This window comes from Parapedobacter luteus, from assembly GCF_900168055.1.
GTDB classification, from domain to species: domain Bacteria; phylum Bacteroidota; class Bacteroidia; order Sphingobacteriales; family Sphingobacteriaceae; genus Parapedobacter; species Parapedobacter luteus.
The window spans coordinates 254,738-274,922 of the sequence record NZ_FUYS01000003.1; the positions used below are offsets into that span (position 1 = coordinate 254,738).

The 20,185-nt window shown below is 46.8% G+C and carries 19 protein-coding genes and 2 tRNA genes; 8 read left to right on the top strand and 13 right to left on the bottom strand.

Features of this window, described 5'->3' with window-relative positions; genetic code table 11:
• Positions 1–35: 35 nt before the first annotated feature.
• Positions 36–638, bottom strand: coding sequence for a nitroreductase family protein (locus B5X72_RS07650; RefSeq protein ID WP_217698110.1), 603 nt, complete (start codon positions 636–638; stop codon positions 36–38).
• Positions 639–734: 96 nt separating this feature from the next.
• On the opposite strand from B5X72_RS07650, the gene B5X72_RS07655 reads away from it, so the two are divergent.
• The 4 genes from B5X72_RS07655 (at position 735) to B5X72_RS07675 (ending at position 4,753) form a co-directional block, all read left to right on the top strand.
• Positions 735–1,100, top strand: coding sequence for a winged helix-turn-helix transcriptional regulator (locus B5X72_RS07655; RefSeq protein ID WP_233632497.1), 366 nt, complete (start codon positions 735–737; stop codon positions 1,098–1,100).
• A 17-nt stretch (positions 1,101–1,117) separates the two neighbouring features.
• Positions 1,118–1,339, top strand: a complete 222-nt coding sequence (locus B5X72_RS20540) for a hypothetical protein (RefSeq protein ID WP_139378589.1) — start codon at positions 1,118–1,120, stop codon at positions 1,337–1,339.
• Between the two features lie 800 nt (positions 1,340–2,139).
• Positions 2,140–2,952, top strand: coding sequence for a helix-turn-helix domain-containing protein (locus B5X72_RS07670; protein ID WP_079716247.1), 813 nt, complete (start codon positions 2,140–2,142; stop codon positions 2,950–2,952).
• Between the two features lie 58 nt (positions 2,953–3,010).
• Positions 3,011–4,753 carry a serine hydrolase domain-containing protein gene (locus B5X72_RS07675; RefSeq protein WP_079716248.1) on the top strand — a complete coding sequence of 581 codons (1,743 nt, stop codon included), beginning with the start codon at positions 3,011–3,013 and terminating at the stop codon, positions 4,751–4,753.
• A 327-nt stretch (positions 4,754–5,080) separates the two neighbouring features.
• Here the strand turns inward: B5X72_RS07675 and B5X72_RS07680 are convergent.
• The 6 genes from B5X72_RS07680 to B5X72_RS07705 all read right to left on the bottom strand — a co-directional run bounded on the left by B5X72_RS07680 (position 5,081) and on the right by B5X72_RS07705 (position 9,142).
• Positions 5,081–5,154: transfer RNA gene (locus B5X72_RS07680), tRNA-Pro, on the bottom strand.
• A 110-nt stretch (positions 5,155–5,264) separates the two neighbouring features.
• Complete coding sequence (locus B5X72_RS07685) at positions 5,265–6,182, bottom strand: bifunctional helix-turn-helix transcriptional regulator/GNAT family N-acetyltransferase (RefSeq protein ID WP_217698111.1); 918 nt, start codon at positions 6,180–6,182, stop codon at positions 5,265–5,267.
• 83 nt (positions 6,183–6,265) lie between these two features.
• Positions 6,266–7,009 carry a mechanosensitive ion channel family protein gene (locus B5X72_RS07690; protein WP_079716250.1) on the bottom strand — a complete coding sequence of 248 codons (744 nt, stop codon included), beginning with the start codon at positions 7,007–7,009 and terminating at the stop codon, positions 6,266–6,268.
• A gap of 227 nt (positions 7,010–7,236) precedes the next feature.
• Positions 7,237–7,313, bottom strand: a tRNA-Pro gene (locus tag B5X72_RS07695).
• A 74-nt stretch (positions 7,314–7,387) separates the two neighbouring features.
• The gene (locus B5X72_RS07700; protein WP_079716251.1) at positions 7,388–8,104 is read right to left on the bottom strand and encodes a LytR/AlgR family response regulator transcription factor; all 717 of its coding nucleotides are present in this window, start codon (positions 8,102–8,104) and stop codon (positions 7,388–7,390) included.
• A 21-nt stretch (positions 8,105–8,125) separates the two neighbouring features.
• Positions 8,126–9,142: a sensor histidine kinase gene (locus B5X72_RS07705; RefSeq protein ID WP_079716252.1), complete on the bottom strand. Its 1,017-nt coding sequence runs from the start codon at positions 9,140–9,142 to the stop codon at positions 8,126–8,128.
• Between the two features lie 223 nt (positions 9,143–9,365).
• On the opposite strand from B5X72_RS07705, the gene B5X72_RS07710 reads away from it, so the two are divergent.
• Both B5X72_RS07710 and B5X72_RS07715 read left to right on the top strand, forming a co-directional pair.
• Positions 9,366–9,545 (top strand): hypothetical protein, encoded by a 180-nt coding sequence (locus tag B5X72_RS07710; protein WP_139378590.1) that lies wholly within the window; start codon positions 9,366–9,368, stop codon positions 9,543–9,545.
• Between the two features lie 27 nt (positions 9,546–9,572).
• Positions 9,573–10,217, top strand: coding sequence for an ABC transporter substrate-binding protein (locus tag B5X72_RS07715; protein WP_079716254.1), 645 nt, complete (start codon positions 9,573–9,575; stop codon positions 10,215–10,217).
• 1 nt (position 10,218) lies between these two features.
• Here the strand turns inward: B5X72_RS07715 and thrC are convergent, their stop codons facing one another.
• The 3 genes from thrC to thrA all read right to left on the bottom strand — a co-directional run bounded on the left by thrC (position 10,219) and on the right by thrA (position 15,077).
• Positions 10,219–11,526 carry a threonine synthase gene (thrC, locus tag B5X72_RS07720; RefSeq protein ID WP_079716255.1) on the bottom strand — a complete coding sequence of 436 codons (1,308 nt, stop codon included), beginning with the start codon at positions 11,524–11,526 and terminating at the stop codon, positions 10,219–10,221.
• Entirely contained in the window at positions 11,513–12,508 is a 996-nt protein-coding gene (locus B5X72_RS07725; protein ID WP_079716536.1) for a homoserine kinase, read from the bottom strand. The genes thrC and B5X72_RS07725 overlap by 14 nt, the downstream gene beginning before the upstream one ends.
• A 121-nt stretch (positions 12,509–12,629) precedes the next feature.
• Positions 12,630–15,077, bottom strand: coding sequence for a bifunctional aspartate kinase/homoserine dehydrogenase I (gene thrA / locus B5X72_RS07730; RefSeq protein WP_079716256.1), 2,448 nt, complete (start codon positions 15,075–15,077; stop codon positions 12,630–12,632).
• Between the two features lie 434 nt (positions 15,078–15,511).
• Between thrA and B5X72_RS07735 the strand changes: the two genes are divergently transcribed.
• Positions 15,512–16,105, top strand: a complete 594-nt coding sequence (locus B5X72_RS07735) for a C40 family peptidase (RefSeq protein ID WP_079716257.1) — start codon at positions 15,512–15,514, stop codon at positions 16,103–16,105.
• Between the two features lie 178 nt (positions 16,106–16,283).
• The gene (locus B5X72_RS07740) at positions 16,284–16,796 is read left to right on the top strand and encodes a phosphoribosyltransferase family protein (protein WP_079716258.1); all 513 of its coding nucleotides are present in this window, start codon (positions 16,284–16,286) and stop codon (positions 16,794–16,796) included.
• A 9-nt stretch (positions 16,797–16,805) separates the two neighbouring features.
• Here the strand turns inward: B5X72_RS07740 and B5X72_RS07745 are convergent, their stop codons facing one another.
• From B5X72_RS07745 to B5X72_RS07755, 3 genes are all read right to left on the bottom strand, one after another.
• A complete protein-coding gene (locus tag B5X72_RS07745) occupies positions 16,806–18,230 on the bottom strand; it encodes a LysM peptidoglycan-binding domain-containing protein (protein ID WP_079716259.1) in 1,425 nt (474 codons plus the stop codon).
• Positions 18,231–18,470: 240 nt separating this feature from the next.
• Positions 18,471–18,653 carry a twin-arginine translocase TatA/TatE family subunit gene (gene tatA / locus B5X72_RS07750; protein ID WP_079716537.1) on the bottom strand — a complete coding sequence of 61 codons (183 nt, stop codon included), beginning with the start codon at positions 18,651–18,653 and terminating at the stop codon, positions 18,471–18,473.
• A gap of 166 nt (positions 18,654–18,819) precedes the next feature.
• A complete protein-coding gene (locus tag B5X72_RS07755) occupies positions 18,820–20,106 on the bottom strand; it encodes a murein hydrolase activator EnvC family protein (RefSeq protein ID WP_079716538.1) in 1,287 nt (428 codons plus the stop codon).
• Positions 20,107–20,185 lie beyond the last annotated feature (79 nt).

Consider the following 20,185-nt stretch of genomic DNA (forward strand, 5'->3'; position numbering starts at 1 on the left):
TTATCGATAATTTATTCCTAAATAGACAACCAAGATCAGATGTCCTGAACAATTTTTTCACGATCGAGGCGTAACTTAGGTCTCCTGTCGGGATGGTTCGTATCGTTTTCGTCTTGCACGCCCAGCGCCACAGCGAAGAGGCTTCTGTACTTGTCGTCACCTAAGATACCGTCGTATTTGTCAGGCTCGATACCCTCCATCGGTGTAGAGCCGATATCCATCTGTGCGCAGGCCGAAAGCAACACGCCGAGCGCGATGTACACCTGGTTGACCAGCCACCGGCTGATCTCCTCATCACCGCTGGGCTTGATCATATTGTAATAGTAGTTAACCGCTCCTTCAGGCAAATGATCCTTAATCTGCTGTTCAAAAGCGGCCACGTCCTTTATCACCTGAAATACCACGACGCAGCTGCTATCCAGCACACGCTGCTTGTTATGGTAGGAGAATGGAGCCAGCCGCGTTTTAGTTTCCTTATCCGTGACGAAAGTGAATTTCCAAGGTTGGCTATTGATGGATGACGGGCTAAGTTGAAGGATTGCCTTCAGCTCGTCAAGCACGGTCTGCGGCAGCTCACCGTCGGACTTATATTGCTTTACGGTATACCGCTGTTGCATCTTTTTCAGAAAATTGCTCATGTTTATGTTGCGTTGTTTAATTTTAAACTATACATTTGATAGTTGCAAAACTAAGTAGTGTTATCCGGTTATGCAATAACGGTCAAAAAGGATAGTATGATGTATATTATAGACGACAAGGAGTACCCATGCCGCACGAGTGTGACGATGCGGTTCATCGGAGGAAAATGGAAAGCGGTGATTTTAATCTATCTTGTTGATGGAAGCAAGCGTTACAACGAGCTCAGAAAGCTGATGCCCACGATCACAGAACGTACGCTGGGCTTACAACTTAAGCAGCTTGAAGCCGACGGCCTTATCGACAGAAAAGTGTATACAACCAAGCCTCCCTTGATGGTAGAGTATTCCTTAACAGAATTTGGCAAGAGCCTGGCCCCCGTGCTTCGCGAAATTGCCCGCTGGGGCGGCAGGGCCAAGGAGCTATCCTCCAAGATAGCAGTCAGGTCGCCGGTTCAGCGTTGATCTCATGCTTGAACGCTATGGCTCTAGAAGAGGATTTGTTGAGTGGTTCGGCATTGAGCCGCAGAGCTGCCTCTAAATTAATCCTGGCGGATTGTGTCAACCACCATCATTTCATGTGCGCTCCTATAAAATTTGACGAGCTGAATAATCCCTATCCCTCCCAGCCGACCGTCCCCCCTGCTTCCGGCCTTCTCATTCCGACGAATACGTTGGAAGAACCGCGTTCATTCTCCGTTTGAGGTATGGAAAGATAGACTGAAAGCATTACTTGCCGGGGGAACGCAAGCCAACCTGATTGTAATTTCGGGGCTCCTCAGACCCCATGAAGCTATCATCAGTGCCAGCACCGGACATAAGGTGCTGGCACTGGACACCCCGGACGGGAAGCTGAACCGCGAAGCCAGTGATTGCTGCACATAGCATGCGTCCGCATGTGGTAAGGCCGCGTTTGGCATGTATTTCTATTTCTACCGAAACCGGGTACGTTTTACCGCGCCTCAGAATTACATAACTTATCGGATTATTATTGCCGCGACAAAAACCTCTTGTTGCTTCTGGACGGCGCCAGGCTGGACAAAGTGCGGGGCTATACTCGGGGAGGCCATCGTGGTGCCCCGACCATCAGCAGACCTGCATTTGGACTACATCATCAAGCAAAAAGGCGCGCTTATAGCTAAAGTCAGGTTATTGGGAATACAGTTTCTGACGCTTTTTAAAAATTATCTTTATACCAGGCTGACAGCCCCAAGGTAACGCACAGGCAGCGCTGATTGCCGCTGCCATCGCGGGTATGATTTTTTATATCTGCCGGAAAGTAACCAGTTGTTCTCTGTACCACCCGTACCGGTTATCAGTGAGTTAGAAAAGAAATATTCGTTTTCCGTATGGAAGAAAATAGATGAAAACAACGCTGCCCTGCTACTTATCACTTCATGGCCCACACCGGAAAACCAGGTGGATGATTTTATTGCCGATCTTTGCAAGTCATCCGAAGCGTCTAAATAACTAAAAATGGGTAACTTCGCGGAGAGGAGGACAAATGTTGAATCTAACAAAAGGCGAATATCTGGGATCTGTAAGCAAATCCATTGCGGCCGGCGGTTTGATTATCGGCATAACGGATTACCGTTCCGGTCAAAGTCACTCTCCCTTGCATGCGCATGAAAATGCTCATTTCAGCCTTGTGCTTAAGGGAACGATGGTTGTCGGGCGCAAACGGCACTCGGGGCTTCAAACCGCCGCTGAACGGTTTCCCTATATACAATCGGGCGAACAGCATCAGACCCGTCTTGGTACTTCGAGCGGGAAAAATATCAACCTGGAAATAGAACCCGCTTTTCTGAGAAGATACGATCTTAACGAGTGCCATGTGACGCAAATGGCCCGGTCGCCGGGGGCCATGCTCATGATGCTTCGTTTTTACAATGAATTACAAAAAGCTAATCCGTGCTTCACCGACCACATCGACTTCCTGGTACTCAGTCTCCTGCAAGATCGAAACAAACTAAGCAAAGTTGCGCCGCCAAGCTGGGTGGTTATCCTTCGCGACCTGCTGAATGTCAATTGGGACAAGGAACTTAGCTTGCAGCAGCTGTCTGAAGCTGCGGGCGTACACCCGGTCACGATATCAAAAAGCTTTCACCGGTATTTTGGTTGTGGTCTGGGTGATTATAGGAGACGAATCAAACTCGAGCGCGCCGTTGAACTTATTGCTTCGGGTAATAGCTCGCTGACTTCCGTCGCCTGTGCCTGCGGCTTTTTTGACCAAAGTCATTTCATTAAATCATTCAAGGCAGGTACGGGCATGCTGCCTAAACATTTGCGGTTTTTATCCGCTATTCAGGATGGCTAATCCCGTACTATTTTTGCAGCACCGGTATACTCATCTTTGGCCATCAAATGATTAGGCTATGGGAAAATGTTTAAATACCGTGTCGAGCGTAGCGCTTAATTTAACGCTGAGTCTTCCGCTTTTTGCCCAGCGGCAAATGGGCATCCTGATTCAGGGGAAAACTGTGACTGCAGAAATTTCCGCCGGAGAAAAGCATCTTTATCAAATCACCCTGGAAAAGGACCGGTTCGCTCACCTCAATATCCTACAAAAAGGAGTCGATGTCAAAGTAGTCACCTATGACGCAAATGGCAAAATAGCCGGTGATTTTGATAGTCCTAACTACACGAGCGGCCCTGAAAGCGCGGCACTCTACTCTTCCGGCAAAGGCATATATATACTTGAAATTCAGGCGCAATCAACTGACCGAGAGCATGCCAGTTATGAGTTAACTCTTGACAGGGTCAGCCCGAAAGCTGTGCAGCCGGAAGGAAAGATTGACGAATTGATGGCAGCCTTTGATAGTAACCAGTCACCCGGCGCGTCGGTGGCCGTTGTTAGCGGTGGCCGGTTGCTCTTTGAGAAAGGCTACGGCATGGCCAACCTTGAGCACGGCATTCCTTTACGGGCAACTACTCCCCTTCATGTTGCCTCAGTTACTAAATCCTTTACCAACTACTGCATTTTCCTGCTGGAAAAGCAGGGAAAGTTAAAACTGGATGATGACATTCGTAAGTATGTACCTGAAGTGCCCGATTTCGGATACAAGATCAGTCTTCGTCACCTTGCTGAGCACAGCAGTGGTATGCGTGATTATGCAGCTCTGCGCGGTATGGCCAGATATGAGATCGATACCAGAGAGATGTTTTTTAAAATGCTTGCCCGGCAGCATGATCTGAATTTTATACCAGGTGAGAATTGCGATTATAGCAATACGGGCTGCGTGCTGCTCGCCGAGGTCATACAGCGGGTGTCAGGAAAGTCGTACTCAAGGTTTGTGAAGGAAAATATATTCGATCCGCTTGGAATGAATGCAAGTACGGTCCAGGACGATCAGTCGATGATCCTGCCAGGGGTTGCAGACAGTTATGACCGGACCGTGGACGGTCCGAAAAAGATGTACGTACTTGGAAGTCTGGTTGGCGGAACCGGCATCATTTCCAATGCACGGGATATGGCGATCTGGGCAAATCACTTGCTTCACCCCAAGGATGATGCGGACATCGTTGCAAAAATGAGTACCCCAGGAAAGCTCAATGATGGAACCAGAACGACGTTCGGGCCAGGCCTGATGGTGTCGGATCATAAGGGACACCTTGAAATCGGCCACTCCGGTGCCACAGGTGGTTTTAAAGCACACGTAGGAATTTTTCCGGACGATGACCTGGCAGTAATTGTTCTGGCCAATACGAACGACATCTATTCCCGGCCGGTAGCCAGGCAAATCGCCGAACTTTATTTTAATGCCCCACCGAAGCGTACGAGGCCTGCGCTGGTTTCCGTTGTACCAGCAAACGCTGTTGAAGACCCCAAGCCAGCATGGGACAAGTCTACGTTAAAGCTGGTTGAGTATACAGGCAAGTATTACAGCGATGAGGCAGCGACCACTTACTCTTTTGAATTAATTGGAGGCCAGCTGGTCATACGACCCGGCTACCTCTCCGACATGACGTTGACCCCGCAGAGCAGGGATACCTTTCAGGGTGCTTTTGGAGGTATTGTTGAATTTGTGAGGGCGCACGATGGTAAAGTTCTTGGCTGTAAGTTTACGTTTCCCCGGATGAAAAACTTGTTTTTTAAAAAACTTGCTGGAGGAAGTTAACTCTTGGGCAAAGGTCGTACCGGTTGTACCGCGCAGCCGTTTTTGCCGTTTCAGGCTCTCACAAATGGGCTTTAGTTCGCCTTAAACGAAAAAGCCCCTGCTTTCGCAAGGGTTTCATTTTAGTTAGTCGGGGTGGCGGGATTGGCTGCATCCCGCTGCCCCGCGCTCGTTTGCCGCAGCCATCCCGTGAAGGGGTGGGGCGTCTAACTAACATGAAGCCGGCACTCCGTGCCTTGGTTTTTTTATGTAATAGGCCCGCTCAAGCAAGCTTGGCGGGCCTATTACATAAAAAAACCCCTGCTTTCGCAAGGGCTTCATTTTAGTTAGTCGGGGTGGCGGGATTCGAACCCACGGCCTCTTCGTCCCGAACGAAGCGCGCTACCGGGCTGCGCTACACCCCGTCGTTGTCATCATACCATCCGTTAAAAAATAGCCGAGCAAAAGTATTATTTATCTCCGAATAGAACAACTATTTTAAAAAGTTACACCTAAAAGAATCGGCAAAATTACGTTAGCGCTCTTCGGATGAATCCAATAGCAAATCGTAACGCTCCTCGCGAAGCACCTTACCCCATTGCACTACCTCTACAGCAGCCGTTGGCCGGAACCCCATGCACTTATACATGGCAATAGCCCGTTGCTGAATGTCCGTTGTCAATAAATATACGCATGTATATCGCCGTTCCCTGCAGTGTGCTAAAGCCATCTCCAACAAATTCCTACCGATACCTGCGCCGCGGAACCCCGGATGAACAAGAAACCAACGCAACTGGGCTTCATTCCCCGGGCGATCCACGATAGCGATGCAGCCAACAATTTCACCGTCGTACAGCGCTAACCACACTTTGTCTTTATCAGGCTTATAGCGTTCAAGAAACTCGTAAAAAGTCTTGACTACGTAGCACTCAAACGCTTGCGAATAACCTGACTCCTCAGCATAGAGTTTCCCGTGTAAGTGAATCAGGTAACCAATATCACCCGGATACAACTCCGCACGATAGGTCACACGGTCCCCGAGCGCCTTATTATCGCTCGCCATCGACACAAGCCGCTTTATCGTCTGCATCGCACTTATCAACCGATCACATTCACCCGAACGAAGTGAGCCGATAAATCGCCTGATTTGTTCGTCTTGCTTACGCTGGAGCTCGGCCAACTGGGCTTTACCCCTATCCGTCAACCGAATATCGTAAGCCCTACGATCCGCGTCAGATGGCTTTTTCTCAATAATGCCATCACGTCTATATAACTTAAGTATTCTACTGAGGTATCCTTTATCCAACTGAAGTAACTCACTCAGTCTGTGAGCGGTGATGCAACCGTGTTCCCCAATTTCGTAAAGTACGCGCACCTCTGAAAGCGAGTATGGGCTATCAAGAAAACGGTTACTGGGTATGCCAAGCTGCGCTGTATAAAACCTATTAAACAACCGTATTTGGCTTATTTTTCCGTCCATGCAGACAAATCTCCAACAAATAGTTGACAAAAGCAACTATTTGTTGGAATGGGCGTTCAATCCACCGTAGCACATCTGCTCACCCGTACGGAAAGGTTAACCGCACTGTCTCCAAGTTCAGTCACCACAATCTGCGGCGCCGGATCAGCGTAAGCAAATTCATTGTTTTTTACAACCTCCAGTAAAATCTCCTTTGCCTGCCTCAAATCAGTGGAATAGGCCACCCCGATATCAAACCAGGTCCGGCGTGTACCCAATTGGGTGTAATTCGTAATACTACTGTTTGATAAATCGCCATTGGGCACCACCACCAATTGGTTCTGGGGAGTATTCAATTTGGTATTGAAAATATCGATTTCTTTGACTGTACCTGATACCCCGGAGCTAGACTGAATGAAATCACCGATTCGGAACGGCTTCAACACCAATATCAGTACGCCGCCGGCGAAGTTGGCCAACGACCCCTGCAATGCCAATCCAATAGCCAGACCGGCTGCACCGATGATAGCAACGAATGCGGAAGTTTGCACACCCAGTTGGGTGATCACCACGATAAAGAGCAGAATATTCAGCACCCAGCTGATGAGATTGTTGAGAAACCGCTGAAGAGAAATATCCAAGTTTCTGCGTTCAAAAGTCTTTGCTATGAAGCGCTTGAGCACTTTGATGAGCCACGAACCGATCAGGTAAATCAGTACCGCTGAAATAACCGCAGATATTAATCTCGGCGCCCATTCGACGACTGCTGTCAAAAAATTATTCCAATACTCTTGAATGTTTTCCGTTTGTGTAGTTTGCATAATGATGTGATTTTTGGGGGTTAAAGAACATTAACTTGCTTCAAAGCTACATTATTATTTGTTACCATCAAAAACCCAGGGCCATGTTTACTGGCCGTGATAAAGCCATCTTCAAACTGAATGGTCGATTTGCCGCACCTCACTCCTTCTTCTACCGCTCGGCTGATCGTTCAAGGCGCACCGCCAAAAACAACAAAAGCCCTTGCTTTGGCAAGAGCTTCTTGGATTGGTCGGGATGGCGGGATTCGAACCCACGACCTCCAGCACCCCATGCTGGCGCGATACCTGGCTACGCTACATCCCGAACGGGGGTGCAAACTTAGATAAAATTGTATTTATATGCAAGTTATAAAAATCGAATCTAACGCACGGAATGCGTCAGCCATTTTTATCGCCGATATACTTATAAAACGAATCACGGTATGTATCACCTACAGGGATTATCTTATCTCTGATGTAGATTCGCCCTCGTTCTATACTTGCTATTTTATCAAGCGCCACGATATACGACCGGTGGACACGCACGAAACGATTAACGGGTAGGATATCTTCCATTTTCTTCATGTTCTGAAGTGTCACGATACGCTCATCGGGTGTATAAATGGAAATATAGTCTTTTAATCCCTCAATATATAAAATGTCATCGAGATCGACCCGCTGAATTTTGTGTTCCGTCTTAACAAAAATAAAATCTACAGCCTCGCTTTGCGTGGGCTGCGCCGTTGCCTGTTGTACCTTGGGTGGCTTATTATTAAGTACTTTCTGCACCGAACGATAAAACCGGTCAAAGGCAATCGGTTTCAATAAATAGTCGACCACATTGAGCTCATAACCATCCAAGGCATACTGTGGGTAGGCCGTGGTAAGAATGACATCGCATTTGCCATTGATGATCTTCAGAAACTGTATACCCGTCAGTTCAGGCATCTGCACATCCAAAAACACCAGATCGACTTCTCCATTTTGCACCAACGTGAGTGCTTCTATGGCATTGGTAGTGCTACCTACAAGTTTCAATTCTGGCACCTTAGATACATAATCCGTTATTATATCTAATGCCAGCGGTTCATCATCTACAACTATACATCGTACCATGGGCGGAATTATTATTCGGGCTTATAAATATATGAAAAGTTCGCTACTGTAGTAATCTTCTGACTCAACAATATTAATAGTATGTCTGCCGGGATAGCCAAGCTGGAGCCGCCGCTTGAGGTTGGTCAGTCCGACACCTTTGGTTTGGTCTTTATTGAGCTGACTTTTAGCGTTTTCAGCCTTAAAGTGCAAGCGGCCATGGTGCACTTCGATATCGATACGGATTGGCTTGCTCGCATTAGTAGATACACCATGCTTGAAAGCGTTTTCGAGGAATGAAATCAGCAACAATGGCATGATGCGGTGGCCGGGCTCATCCACATCCACATAAAGATCGACATAAACCTTTTCCTTGAAACGCAATTTCTGTAATTCGATATAGTTTTTCAGGTAGTTAATTTCTTCCTCCAGCAATACAAACTCTTCATTGCTCTCATAAAGCATGTATCGCATGATTTCGGATAATTTGAGGATGGCTTCGGGTGTCTTTTCGGACTTTTGGTAAGCCAAAGAGTAGATATTATTCAGCGAATTAAATAGAAAGTGGGGATTAATCTGTGATTTCAGAAACGCCAATTCGGCATTCAATTTCTCGTTTTCTAAACTTTTGCGATGTTCACGGAGCTTGAAATTAGCTGAAATAATATACGCCGCCGTGCTTAATAACATGAAAAACAATCCAGTGATAAGCGCCGCAACGGTATATTGCACAGGCGTCAATAGTTTTTCCGTATTCTCTTGATCGCGATATTTTAAGATAACGTCTTCGTAGTGCAAAGCTATGGCGTATTTCAGGGCAATAGATGCTAACAACACAAGAATAACATACAATATAGCACGTTTATAACGGTTGTCTCCGATAAAAAGCGGGGTGACGAGAAAATAATGGACGTAAAAGATAATCATATTCAACGCGCCATATAGCAGAATCAAAACCGCCGTCTCCCCAGGATGTTCCCTGGCGCTCACAAAAAACAAAACGGTCAACATAACCGCCCACACAAGTGCATGGATAAGAATAGCTTTATTTTTAAGCATAATCGCAAATATAACGTTAGCCAATTAATATCCGCTCCGCTGATAGACAAACGCCTTGCTTCGCTCGGCCAACGCCCTGTTCCGACGGATGAACTCCCCGGTTCCCGTTGGTCTACAAAATCCGACCGTTGGTCTAAAACTTTTCTATCCGGAATCAGGAATTGGTTTCTTTGTATCGTGCATTGGGTCGGTGTGATTGTATAACTTTATAAACATTAAGAAAATGAAAAAGTTTATTGGCAACATTTCGCCTTTTCTGCTACTCATAATTCCTTTTTTTGTGGCCTTGATACTGGTAGCGGGGCAAGCAGGCAGCGAAATCATCCAAGAACGTATCCAGTTAAATGCCTCATTCATTTCATTGCCGGACATCAATGTTTTTAAGGTGCTATTATGGCGATAATGGGCCGACTTACGTACCTTTGCTGTCATGCAAAATCCACGTTTATCGCTGCAGAGTGTATTGACAGCATTGAATCTCGATTCGGCTTGCACTCCCCTGATTGAGCAGGCTCCTTTATATGAAAAGCTTATCCATGCGGTTACGCCGCAATCCGTTTACGCTGCAATACGCGAAATCGGGGAGACACTGAACGTTCAACAACCGGCCAATCAAATGGCTGAAGATCTCGAAGAGCGCATTGATATCATTATCCACAAGCTCAAATTCATTGCTAACGACAACAAACCGCGGGTGCTCGCCCTGTATGATGTACACCCCTTAAAAATAGCCCATAACGAATACCTTGCCAGTCTTGTTCAAATTTGCGCTGGCATCAGTTATCCCGGAGACATCACCGCCTCGATCTGGAATCCTGATATTATCATCGTCATTAATGACAAACCAATGCCGCGGTTGCTTGATGAACTGCCGGCGACATTTTCCGATCCGGCATGGCGGCAAGTTAACGCCTTAGCCAACAACCAGGTATATATCGTTCACAACAGCAATTATTTGCACCAGCCTGGTGCGCTAATCGCTGATGATGCCGAAATACTGGCTGAAATCATCCATCCAAAGTATTTCGTGTTTGGTCGGGATGAAGATGCCTGGATGAGGTTTGAATGGCAATAAATCAGGAGTTCGCCAACAGGTAACTTTTAAATGCCGAAAAATCGTTACCTAATGCCGTTATCTCTTTATTACGCCCTGCCAGTAGCTTAACCTGGTCGGGTATCGTAATGCGAGCAGCAATTTCCGGGGCGAACATGTCTGGAAACTTACAGGGGTGCGCCGTCGACAAAAATACAGTAGCATACGAACCCGGGTACTGACGGCGATAGGCTTCTGCAGACAACCAAGCAATAGCTGTATGGGGGCATGCCACGTAATGATACCGATCGAAAATAGTCTGGATAGCCCTACGGGTATCTGCATCGGTAAAGGTGAAAGCAGTGACTGCCTGCTTAACGAGCGCATTGTCATACCCAAATAAATCCATGATACGCACCCAATTACTTGGGTTGCCTACATCCATTGCGTTGGCTAACGTCTGTACAGACGGCCGTGGCTCAAAACGGCCGGTTTCGAGAAAGCGCGGAACCGTGTCATTCACATTCGTGGCCGCAATAAAACGCCTGACAGGCAACCCCATTTTATGCGCCAGCAGACCGGCGCCGATATTGCCGAAGTTGCCACTGGGCACCGAAAACACCACCTCTTCCATGCCTTGCACCAACAGTTGGGCATAAGCATAAAAATAATAAAACGTCTGGGGGATCAGTCTGGCTATGTTGATTGAATTAGCCGATGTGAGCCGGAATGCCGATTTTAACGTTTGGTCATTGAACGCTTCTTTGACCAACGCCTGGCAATCATCAAAGGTACCGTCGATCTCGATAGCCCGGATGTTTTGTCCATGGGTGGTCAGTTGCAGCTCTTGCACGGGACTTACCTTCCCTTTGGGATAGAGAATGGTAACCCGTGTGCCCGGTACGCCCAGAAATCCCAATGCTACAGCTCCCCCCGTGTCACCCGAAGTAGCCACCAACACGTCTAATACACGATCATCACCGGCCGAGAGAAAGGCCATTGCCCTGCTCATAAAGCGAGCGCCAAAATCTTTGAAGGCCAATGAGGGACCATGGAACAATTCAAGCACCGCTAAACCGCTGTCCAACGGACGGATGGGCGCTTCGAAGTTGATCGCATCGCTTACTATCCTACGGAGGTCTGCTTCCGGGATGTCGTCGCCAATAAGCGCCGTTGCTACAAAAAAGGCAATATCGTGTAGTGAGTACTGCGGAAGGTTCCGTATGAAATAACTGTCCAGCTGAGGAATCAACGCTGGCATATAAAGCCCTTTATCCGCAGGCAGACTGTTAAAAACCGCCTCTTTAAACGATACACGTAAGTCGCTGTTGTTTGTGCTATATAACTGCATGTTTATTGGTAATTTCTTTCGGTCCTTCCATATTTATTTTCGACATATATCCATGGCTACCGATCCCCTGCGCTGTCAGGTGTGCCTGAATAACCGAGGTGATACCGTTGGCTTGCTCCGCATTTTGCGCAAAGGCGAAGACAGACGGCCCCGAGCCAGAGATACCAAAACTCAGCGCTCCAGCGTCGATAGCCAAGCGGCGCATCTCATAAAACTCAGGGATGAGAATTGCCCGTGTAGGCTCGATAAGCACATCTTGCATACTTCGCCCAATCAGCTCGTAGTCATTGCGAAACAACCCTGCCACCAATCCGGCCACATTACCCCACTGGGTCACCGCATCTTGGAGGGCTACTTTTGTGCGAATCATTTGCCGGGCATCGCGCGTTGGAACGTCTACATGAGGGAACACCACGGAGGCATGCAATGCAGGGGGGGCGGGAAGCGCTACCACATCTAAGGGATTATACCCTCTAATCAACGTAATGCCCCCCAACAAGGCAGGAGCCACGTTGTCCGCGTGGCCATGGCCACAAGCCAGTTCCTCACCTTCCATGGCAAAGGGCAGCAGCTCCCTCCGTGACAGTGGACTGCCTAGCAACTTGTTGACAGCATATAATCCCGCCACGGTACTTGCCGCACTTGATCCCAAACCACTACCGATTGGCATATGCTTATGCAATTCGATTTCAATCCCGATATCGCACCGCCCGATGTACTGCAAAAACGATATTACGCTTGCACTTACGGTGTTCCTCGACACCTCGCGAGGCAACCTGCCTTCATCTCCCGTTATGTTTACTAACCGCACACCCGGTTCGCCGGCTCTTCGAATGACCACCTCATCCCCCGGTTCGTGTAATGCAAAACCCAACACATCAAAACCACAAACCATATTGGCGACGGTGGCTGGCGCAAATACATGCACCTTGTCCCGTTCCCCTGAAGCCACACCCGTTTTGGTGGTCTCTTGTTGTTCCATGATAGTTTTCATCTAATTATTATCTTTTGTGGCTGATGAGCGCTCGCTGTAAATAATAATTGCCGTGTCACCATTTATTACACCTCGGCTTCATTTACATGCTTACCTCGTCGTAGGAAATTCATGCGCCAACATTTACCAAATCCGCAAAAACACCTGCAGCCGTGACCTCTGCCCCAGCCCCCGGCCCTTTAACCACAAGCGGCCGCTCTTTATACCTTTCGGTGGTAAACGAAATAATATTGTCGCTTCCCGAAAGTGCAAAAAAGGGATGGTTAGCATCGACCAATTCTAAAGCGATAGAAACTTGCCCCGCTTCTAACTTGCCAATATAGCGAAGCACCTTATTTTCTCGTTGAGCTTTTGCCTTCAAATCGTCAAAATACGCGTCAGCCGCTTTTAATTCATCGTAAAATTCTCCGACCGAAGCAGCTTGGATGCAGGCTTCCGGCAATATTGCCCCCAACTGGACATCCTCGGGTTCAAGCTTATATCCGGCATCCCGTGCCAAAATCAGCATCTTACGCATGAAATCCGTACCCTTAAGATCGTCACGTGGATCTGGCTCTGTATAACCCAATCGTTGCGCGGTTTGGACCACATCGTGAAAGGAAGCTGTTCCGTTGAAGTTATTAAAGATATAGGATATCGTGCCTGACAATATAGCTTCCACACGTATAATCCGATCCCCACTCATCATCAAGTCCCGCAGTACACGCACGATAGGTAGTCCAGCTCCGACATTGGTTTCATAAAAAAAATCGACGCCGTGCCTGCGGGCAGTATCCTTTAACGTCTGATACTGGCTGTACTTGCCCGAGTTGGCTATCTTATTGCAAGTGACAATGGAAATGTTAGATCTGAATATGGTTTCATAATAACGGACAGGCTGCTCACTCGCCGTGTTGTCTACAAACACACAGTTTGGAAGATTCATCTGCATCATCCTTGCCACAAACGTATCCAAATCAGCCGGCTCTCCCGATTCGTGTAATTGCACTTCCCATGTAGCTAAGTCAATTCCATCCGCATTAAAAAGCATCCTCCGTGAATTACTAAGACCGATTATCTTTATTTCTATATCATTATTGTCCAGCAGGAAGCCATACTGCTCCTGAATCTGCCTGAATAACGTCGAACCGATGTTTCCTGTGCCAACATTGAAAACATGCAACGTTTTATTTAACTGGGCAAAGAAAGCATCATGTACAGCATTCAGTGCTTTGGCCAGATCGGTTTGGGCGATAATAACCGAGATGTTGTATTCCGAAGACCCTTGGGCAATAGCACGGACGTTAATGCCATTTCGGCCCAACGCATGAAAAAGCCGGCCTGACATACCGGGAGTCTGCTTCATGTTCTCACCGACAATGGCTAACACAGATAACCCATTTTCGATTTCTGGATTCGACAATTTGTTTGCTTTCAACTCCAATTCAAATTCGCTCTCAATCAGCGATTTAGCACGCAGTGCATCAGCCGGGTGTATGGCAAATGTAATGCTGTGTTCGGAAGAAGACTGTGTAATCAGCACCACATTGATTTGCTCCCTTGCGAGTAGCGTGAATAACCGGCCGCTGAAGCCGGCACGGCCAACCATGCCGCTGCCCACTAAATTGATGACACTGATAGTTGGAATGGAGGAAATACCTTTGATTGGCAGTGCCGCCTTACCGCCGTCATGCTGGATGGTCGTGCCTACGAAATCTTGATTGAACGTATTGCGGATTACAATCGGGATTTCCTTTAGAAAAGCCGGAACCATTGTTGGCGGATAAATAACCTTGGCTCCGAAATAAGATAATTCCATAGCCTCGGTGTATGACAGTATCGGCAGTGAAAATGCTTTCTTTACAATCCGTGGATCGGCGGTAAGCATGCCATCGACATCGGTCCAGATTTCAATCGCTTCGGCATCGATGGCCGATCCGATGATTGCAGCGGTATAATCGCTGCCTCCCCTACCCAACGTGGTGACTCTTTCCTGCTCACTGGACGCAATAAAACCTGTGACAAAAAGTAAGCGTCCCGGGTTCGCCGCTACAAATGCCCGTATAAGCTGTTCGGATAGCGCTTGATTGACGTGCGCACCTCCGAAGTGGCTGTCAGTCCGGATAAGTTGTGTTCCATCCACAAACAGCGACTCTGAAAATTGCTGCTCAGCGGCTTTACTGACCAAAAAGGTCGAGCACCGTTCCCCATAGCTCAATATCAGATCCCTGCTTTGCAGGCTTAGCTCACGCAAGCTGCAAACACCTTGTAAAAGATCCTCCAACTCGTTGAAAAAAATCTTCAGTTTGGTCAACACCGGATTTTGGCATTTCACAGGAATCAACTGCTTGACTACCGTAAAATGACGACCTTCGATCTCCTGTAAACCCTGAACGAAGTCCCGTCCCTCCGCGGCCTCCTCTGCAAGGTAGGCCAGCAAATTGGTTATTCCACTCATTGCCGACAAAACAACCAATGGCCGCTCACCTGACGTTTTAGATTTTCCTACGATTTCAAGCACCGCCCGGATGCCATCAACAGAACCAACGGATGTACCGCCAAACTTGAGTATTTTCATTTGTACGATAAAGTGTCTATAGCATTTGCATTCATTCCTTGCATAAAATCAATTGCGCATTCAAACCGCTGAAATTAAAAGCGCCTTCCTGTATTCGAGGAAGGCGCTTATATCTATTGTCAACAATTACAACATATAATCACTTCCCCCGGGTTTTCCGCCCCGTGGATGTAATGGATGTTGTAATGGTCACGTATCTTTCCATTGTTTTATAATTTCCGCGACAAAGGAAAGTTTTTATTTTCAAATTATCAAGGAAAAAGTCGTTTTTTTATGATTCCTATATTTTTATAGAAATTCAAAACAAATAAACGATCGTCATTTTTCTCTTGCCTGAATGAAATTTTTACCATAGCTTTGCGAACCAATGGGCATAACGTGTTGTGCCCGCTATAAACAATCAACGTCTGTATGTTCCATAAAAAGGCAAATTAATGAAGAGGAAAACATCAGTAGCGTGTATACTATTTGCTTGCATGTTTGCCATATCGCAAGCCCAAACCTTAACCGAACAGCCGACTACAAACCCATCCGATCCGGATAATTTAGCAAAAGACTATTTTTCTCAGATAATGGGTGTTGCTGTTTCAGCGACCACGAATACAAAGCTTTACCAATTTATCTATGAATGGATAGGCACGCCTTACCGTCTGGGAGGCACCACCAAAAAAGGCGTTGACTGCTCGAAATTTGCTTACGAGCTCTACGATAAAGTTTTTAACACCACATTGGGCCACAATAGTCGTAACATCTACACACAAGTGAATCCCATCCGGAAAGAAGAATTGAAACCCGGAGATTTGGTGTTTTTCAAAATCAGGAGCCGCAATATTACGCATGTAGGAGTTTACATTGGCGATGACAAGTTTGCCCATGCGTCTTCAAGCCGCGGCGTAATGATCAGCGATCTTAATGAAGCTTACTGGAAACGTTATTATTATAACGGCGGCCGAATGCTTACAGCGATGGCAGCTGAAAATACTGCGGATGATAAACAAGACGGCGGCCGGCAACCAGCATTAAACTAAATATAGCGCTTCGCATAAAATTGCCCAGCATCGTCTCGTTAAAGTCCATCAATTCCTGTTGAAACATTGGAAAGCGGATTTTATTTGTGTTCCATATCGATTTTTACACCTCTCCGGGCTTGAAGCCTTCGTTAATATTCCCTATTTTTACCAACCATTTCACTGTAAAAATTCAGGCATGTCCGAAAAAAAAGTTTTGATTCTCAACCAGGAGCAAATACGGAAAAAGACCATCCGTATTGCTTACCAACTACTTGAAGACAACTTCGAAGAAGATTCACTTGTATTAGTGGGCATAGCCGACAGGGGGTATGTATTTGCTCAGCGAATTAAGGCAGTGCTTGAACAAATTTCCTCACTCAATATCGAACTCATCAAAGTCTCGCTTGATAAGACAAGCCGCATACTGGACGCAAAAACGGACGTCCCGATAGAACAAGCGGAGAACAAGGTGGTTATCCTGGTAGATGATGTATTAAACAGTGGCCGCACCTTGGCTTACGGAATGGGCGTCTTTTTCGATGTACCCCTTAAAAAGATGCGGACGGCGGTATTAATTGACCGGAGCCATCATAAATTCCCAATTTTTAGCGACTTCTCCGGCCTGAAATTGTCCACTATCCTAAAAGAGCATGTGACCGTCACACTCCATGAATTTGATGGAGGGGAAGACGCAGCTTGGCTCCTATAAAGAACACTATCAATCGACTTTTATTTTCAATGTCATACCTGGCTTTATATTGTTGTTCGTCAAGCCGTTCGCGGTCTTAATGGCTGACACACTGGCTCCGCGGTGACGTTGCGCAATACCCGATAGCGTGTCTCCACGTTTTACCTTATAGGAAATATACGATCCTGAGGCTTCTTTTCCAGAAGCGGCCGGTGCCGTTTGCCGCCGGACGCTTAGTCGCTGACCGGGCACAATGATATTCTTTTTGATGTTGTTCCAGGCACGCAAATCCTGCACAGTAACACCGTAATGTTTGGCTATACCACCCAGCGTTTCCCCTTTTCGCACCCGATGGATAAACGTTTTATCCCCTCCTGTATTATCGGATGCATTCATTACGGTCGGTATCCCGCTTTGGGTGTTTAGCGCAGCATATAATGCGGAATAGGCTTGCGGCGGCACCTCCGGCAATATCAGTCTTTTCGGGAATTCCGGACTGCCGTTTACAATCCCCCTTTTATACGCAGGGTTTAGTGACTTAATGATGCCTTCATCAACACCTAACGCGTTAGCTACGTTATCAAATGACACAAACTTCTGAACCCATACGGTTTCCGTAGTCAATAGCAAATCGTCTGAATTATCCGGCATGATACCATGCTCTTCATGATAACCCAGCATATAAGTCATCGCGATAAATGCTGGTACATAATTACGTGTCTCGCGGGGTAAATAAGGACTGATAGCCCAATAATCGGGGTTGGTTAATCCCGAACGCTGTATCGCCCGCAATACATTTCCCTTTCCACAATTGTATGAGGCTATAGCCAATAACCAGTCATCGAATTCGTTATAAGCATCCAATAAATACGCTGCAGCTGCGTAACTTGCCGCTACGGGATCCTTTCGTTCATCGACATAGCTATCCATAGCCAAGTTGTATACCCGTGCGGTAGCATACATAAATTGCCATAAGCCCGTGGCCCCAACCCGGGATATGGCATGCGGGTTTAACGCCGACTCGACAATGGACAAATATTTAATTTCATCCGGCACACCGATCTCTGCAAAAACCTGCTCGTATATCGGAAAGTAATACTGCCCAAGCCCCATCATCCGAGACAGGTATCTCCGGTATCGCTCTGTACTGTACACATCAATATAAGACTGCACTTGAGCATTGTATGTAAGCGGAACAGTTCGCTGAAGATAGGCAAGCCGCCCCTCTACAGTTGCGGGCACAAAATCTAAAATCGGGGAAGTACCCAACCCCTCTTCAAGGTGAACAAAATGCACGCTGTCCGCTATTAGATCGAGTTGCGCACTGATTTGGCTGGCAATATCGGTTTGCGATAATGTGTCCGAAAGTGAATCCAGGGAGGTATTCTTCGAAAATGCCAATTGTGCACACAAAACACTACTCACGGCTACTGCCGAAATCTGTTTTAATTTCATGTTTTCGTTAGTAGGTATCTATGCCATAAGGCCTTCTCACGACATACTCATAGCTATCCAAGTTAACAACTAAGTACCATTGGTTAAGTATATTCTACGTTGAAAAACGTGTAGATTAGGTTTTTTATTGTACGATTGAAAAATAAAAGTTGTAGCCCAATGACGCCCATGTAACGAAGGAGCTTTATGCCAAATCCCATGTGCTGGCATAACGTCTCGCTTGATATCGGGCATACTACCTTAGTTATTCTCTTCTACTTTTTCTTTAGGACTTTCCTTTTGTCCTTCCTTGAATTCCCGGATACCACGTCCCATCCCACGCATTAGCTCAGGAAGCTTGCGCCCGCCGAACAACAAAAGCAACGCCACCACAATCAATATAATTTCTGGTGTCCCAAGAAATAACAACACTGAATCAAGCATAATAGTCATTTTAAATTACTTACTCCACCCCGCCTAAGCACAGTGGATTTACAAATGTACATATAATATTTTCATCCGAACAATTTATTTTCAAATGGTTTGAAGCTTATTGAGATCGCTCCCTCCTTTTTTCAAGAGCATCGCTCATGCCGTTTCATTGTGATAATCATTTCGCCAACCAAGGTTCAGGGTTGATAGGTGTTGCGCCCTCCCAAAGCTCAAAATGCACTTCTGATGTCCCATCCGTCGGATCCACCGAAGCCGTCCCCAAAGTTTGGCCCCGTTGAACGGTTTGTCCGCGCTTAACCGCTAAACTGCCCAAGTTTTGGTAAACCGAAAAATACTTGCCGTGCTGTACGAGAACAAAATAAACTCCGGTCATATTGCCCACCGTTCGTACGGTACCATCAAAAATTGCTTGTACCGGCGCGTTATTGGATGTCCGAATCTTAATCCCCGAATTATTTACCGTGACATTTCTTCCGACAGTATGCCGTCCAAACCCTTGTGTGATAAACCCTTGTTGCACCGGCCATGGCAGCCGGCCACGGTTGCCCGCAAAGTCGGCGGAAAGTTTCGCCGCTGCCGGTGTATTGGCCAATACTTCGGTATCGCTCTTACGGACGGATGGGTTTTCAGCCTCCACTTCTTTTACGGTCTTGCCCGTCCGCTCGGCTTCCAATGCCAAGGCCGCTTGGCGTGCTTCCTCTTCTAACCTTCGTTGTTCTTCGATTTCGCGCTGGATAGCCGTCCGTATTGCCCTTGCTAAGCGTTCATCTTCTTGTTGCTTCTTTTGCAGTTCTTGTTTAAATTGCTTTTCCTGTTGAGTAAGCGCCTGCAAGATTTTGGATTCGGCTCCTTGTTCTTGTGCAATCACCTTACGTTCTTCCTGCTGTTCTGCGAGTAGGGCTGCCTGTTCCTTTTTATTCGCCTCTAATTGTGCAACTTTCAATGCGATCGCTTTCTGCGTGTCTTCAATCTCTTTCGCACGTTCTTTACGGGATTCATTAAACTGCTGTAAGTACTTTACCCGTTTGAATGCTTGGTTGAAATCCTTCGACGCAAAGATGAACATCATCTTATTATAAGCATTTCGGTTACGGAAAGCAAACAACACCATGTTTTCATAATCCTTCCGCAGCTTGGCCAGTTGGTTGCGCAGGTTTTGGATGGTTTTATTGTGCGAAGCAATCTGGCTGTTAATCAGTCTAATCTCGCTATTGATGGTACTGATTTTCTGTTCACGCAGCCGAAGTTGCATATTCAATGCGTTCACCTGCTTAAGGGATAAGCTTCGATCACTTGATGTCGTTTTAAGACTTTGATTTAGCTGCTCTATTTCCCGATTTAGGCGTTCCCGCTGCTTTTTAAGTTCGGCACTACTTTGGGCAAAACCAGTAGCCGACGCCAGGAAAACAACGAATGCACTTAAAATAACCCTCATAAAATTCATCAACATGCTGCTTTGTCTGCGGTGGGAACACCAGTAAATTCCTACACCTGTAAATCGTGTCATTCAGCCAGATATCGTT

Coding starts and splice junctions, on each gene's coding strand:
- B5X72_RS07650 (WP_217698110.1), bottom strand. CDS start 638: ATGAGCAATTTTCTGAAAAAGATGCAACAGCGGTATACCGTAAAGCAA.
- B5X72_RS07655 (WP_233632497.1), top strand. CDS start 735: ATGATGTATATTATAGACGACAAGGAGTACCCATGCCGCACGAGTGTG.
- B5X72_RS20540 (WP_139378589.1), top strand. CDS start 1,118: ATGGCTCTAGAAGAGGATTTGTTGAGTGGTTCGGCATTGAGCCGCAGA.
- B5X72_RS07670 (WP_079716247.1), top strand. CDS start 2,140: ATGTTGAATCTAACAAAAGGCGAATATCTGGGATCTGTAAGCAAATCC.
- B5X72_RS07675 (WP_079716248.1), top strand. CDS start 3,011: ATGGGAAAATGTTTAAATACCGTGTCGAGCGTAGCGCTTAATTTAACG.
- B5X72_RS07690 (WP_079716250.1), bottom strand. CDS start 7,009: ATGCAAACTACACAAACGGAAAACATTCAAGAGTATTGGAATAATTTT.
- B5X72_RS07700 (WP_079716251.1), bottom strand. CDS start 8,104: ATGGTACGATGTATAGTTGTAGATGATGAACCGCTGGCATTAGATATA.
- B5X72_RS07705 (WP_079716252.1), bottom strand. CDS start 9,142: ATGCTTAAAAATAAAGCTATTCTTATCCATGCACTTGTGTGGGCGGTT.
- B5X72_RS07710 (WP_139378590.1), top strand. CDS start 9,366: ATGAAAAAGTTTATTGGCAACATTTCGCCTTTTCTGCTACTCATAATT.
- B5X72_RS07715 (WP_079716254.1), top strand. CDS start 9,573: ATGCAAAATCCACGTTTATCGCTGCAGAGTGTATTGACAGCATTGAAT.
- thrC (WP_079716255.1), bottom strand. CDS start 11,526: ATGCAGTTATATAGCACAAACAACAGCGACTTACGTGTATCGTTTAAA.
- B5X72_RS07725 (WP_079716536.1), bottom strand. CDS start 12,508: ATGGAACAACAAGAGACCACCAAAACGGGTGTGGCTTCAGGGGAACGG.
- thrA (WP_079716256.1), bottom strand. CDS start 15,077: ATGAAAATACTCAAGTTTGGCGGTACATCCGTTGGTTCTGTTGATGGC.
- B5X72_RS07735 (WP_079716257.1), top strand. CDS start 15,512: ATGAAGAGGAAAACATCAGTAGCGTGTATACTATTTGCTTGCATGTTT.
- B5X72_RS07740 (WP_079716258.1), top strand. CDS start 16,284: ATGTCCGAAAAAAAAGTTTTGATTCTCAACCAGGAGCAAATACGGAAA.
- B5X72_RS07745 (WP_079716259.1), bottom strand. CDS start 18,230: ATGAAATTAAAACAGATTTCGGCAGTAGCCGTGAGTAGTGTTTTGTGT.
- tatA (WP_079716537.1), bottom strand. CDS start 18,653: ATGCTTGATTCAGTGTTGTTATTTCTTGGGACACCAGAAATTATATTG.
- B5X72_RS07755 (WP_079716538.1), bottom strand. CDS start 20,106: ATGAATTTTATGAGGGTTATTTTAAGTGCATTCGTTGTTTTCCTGGCG.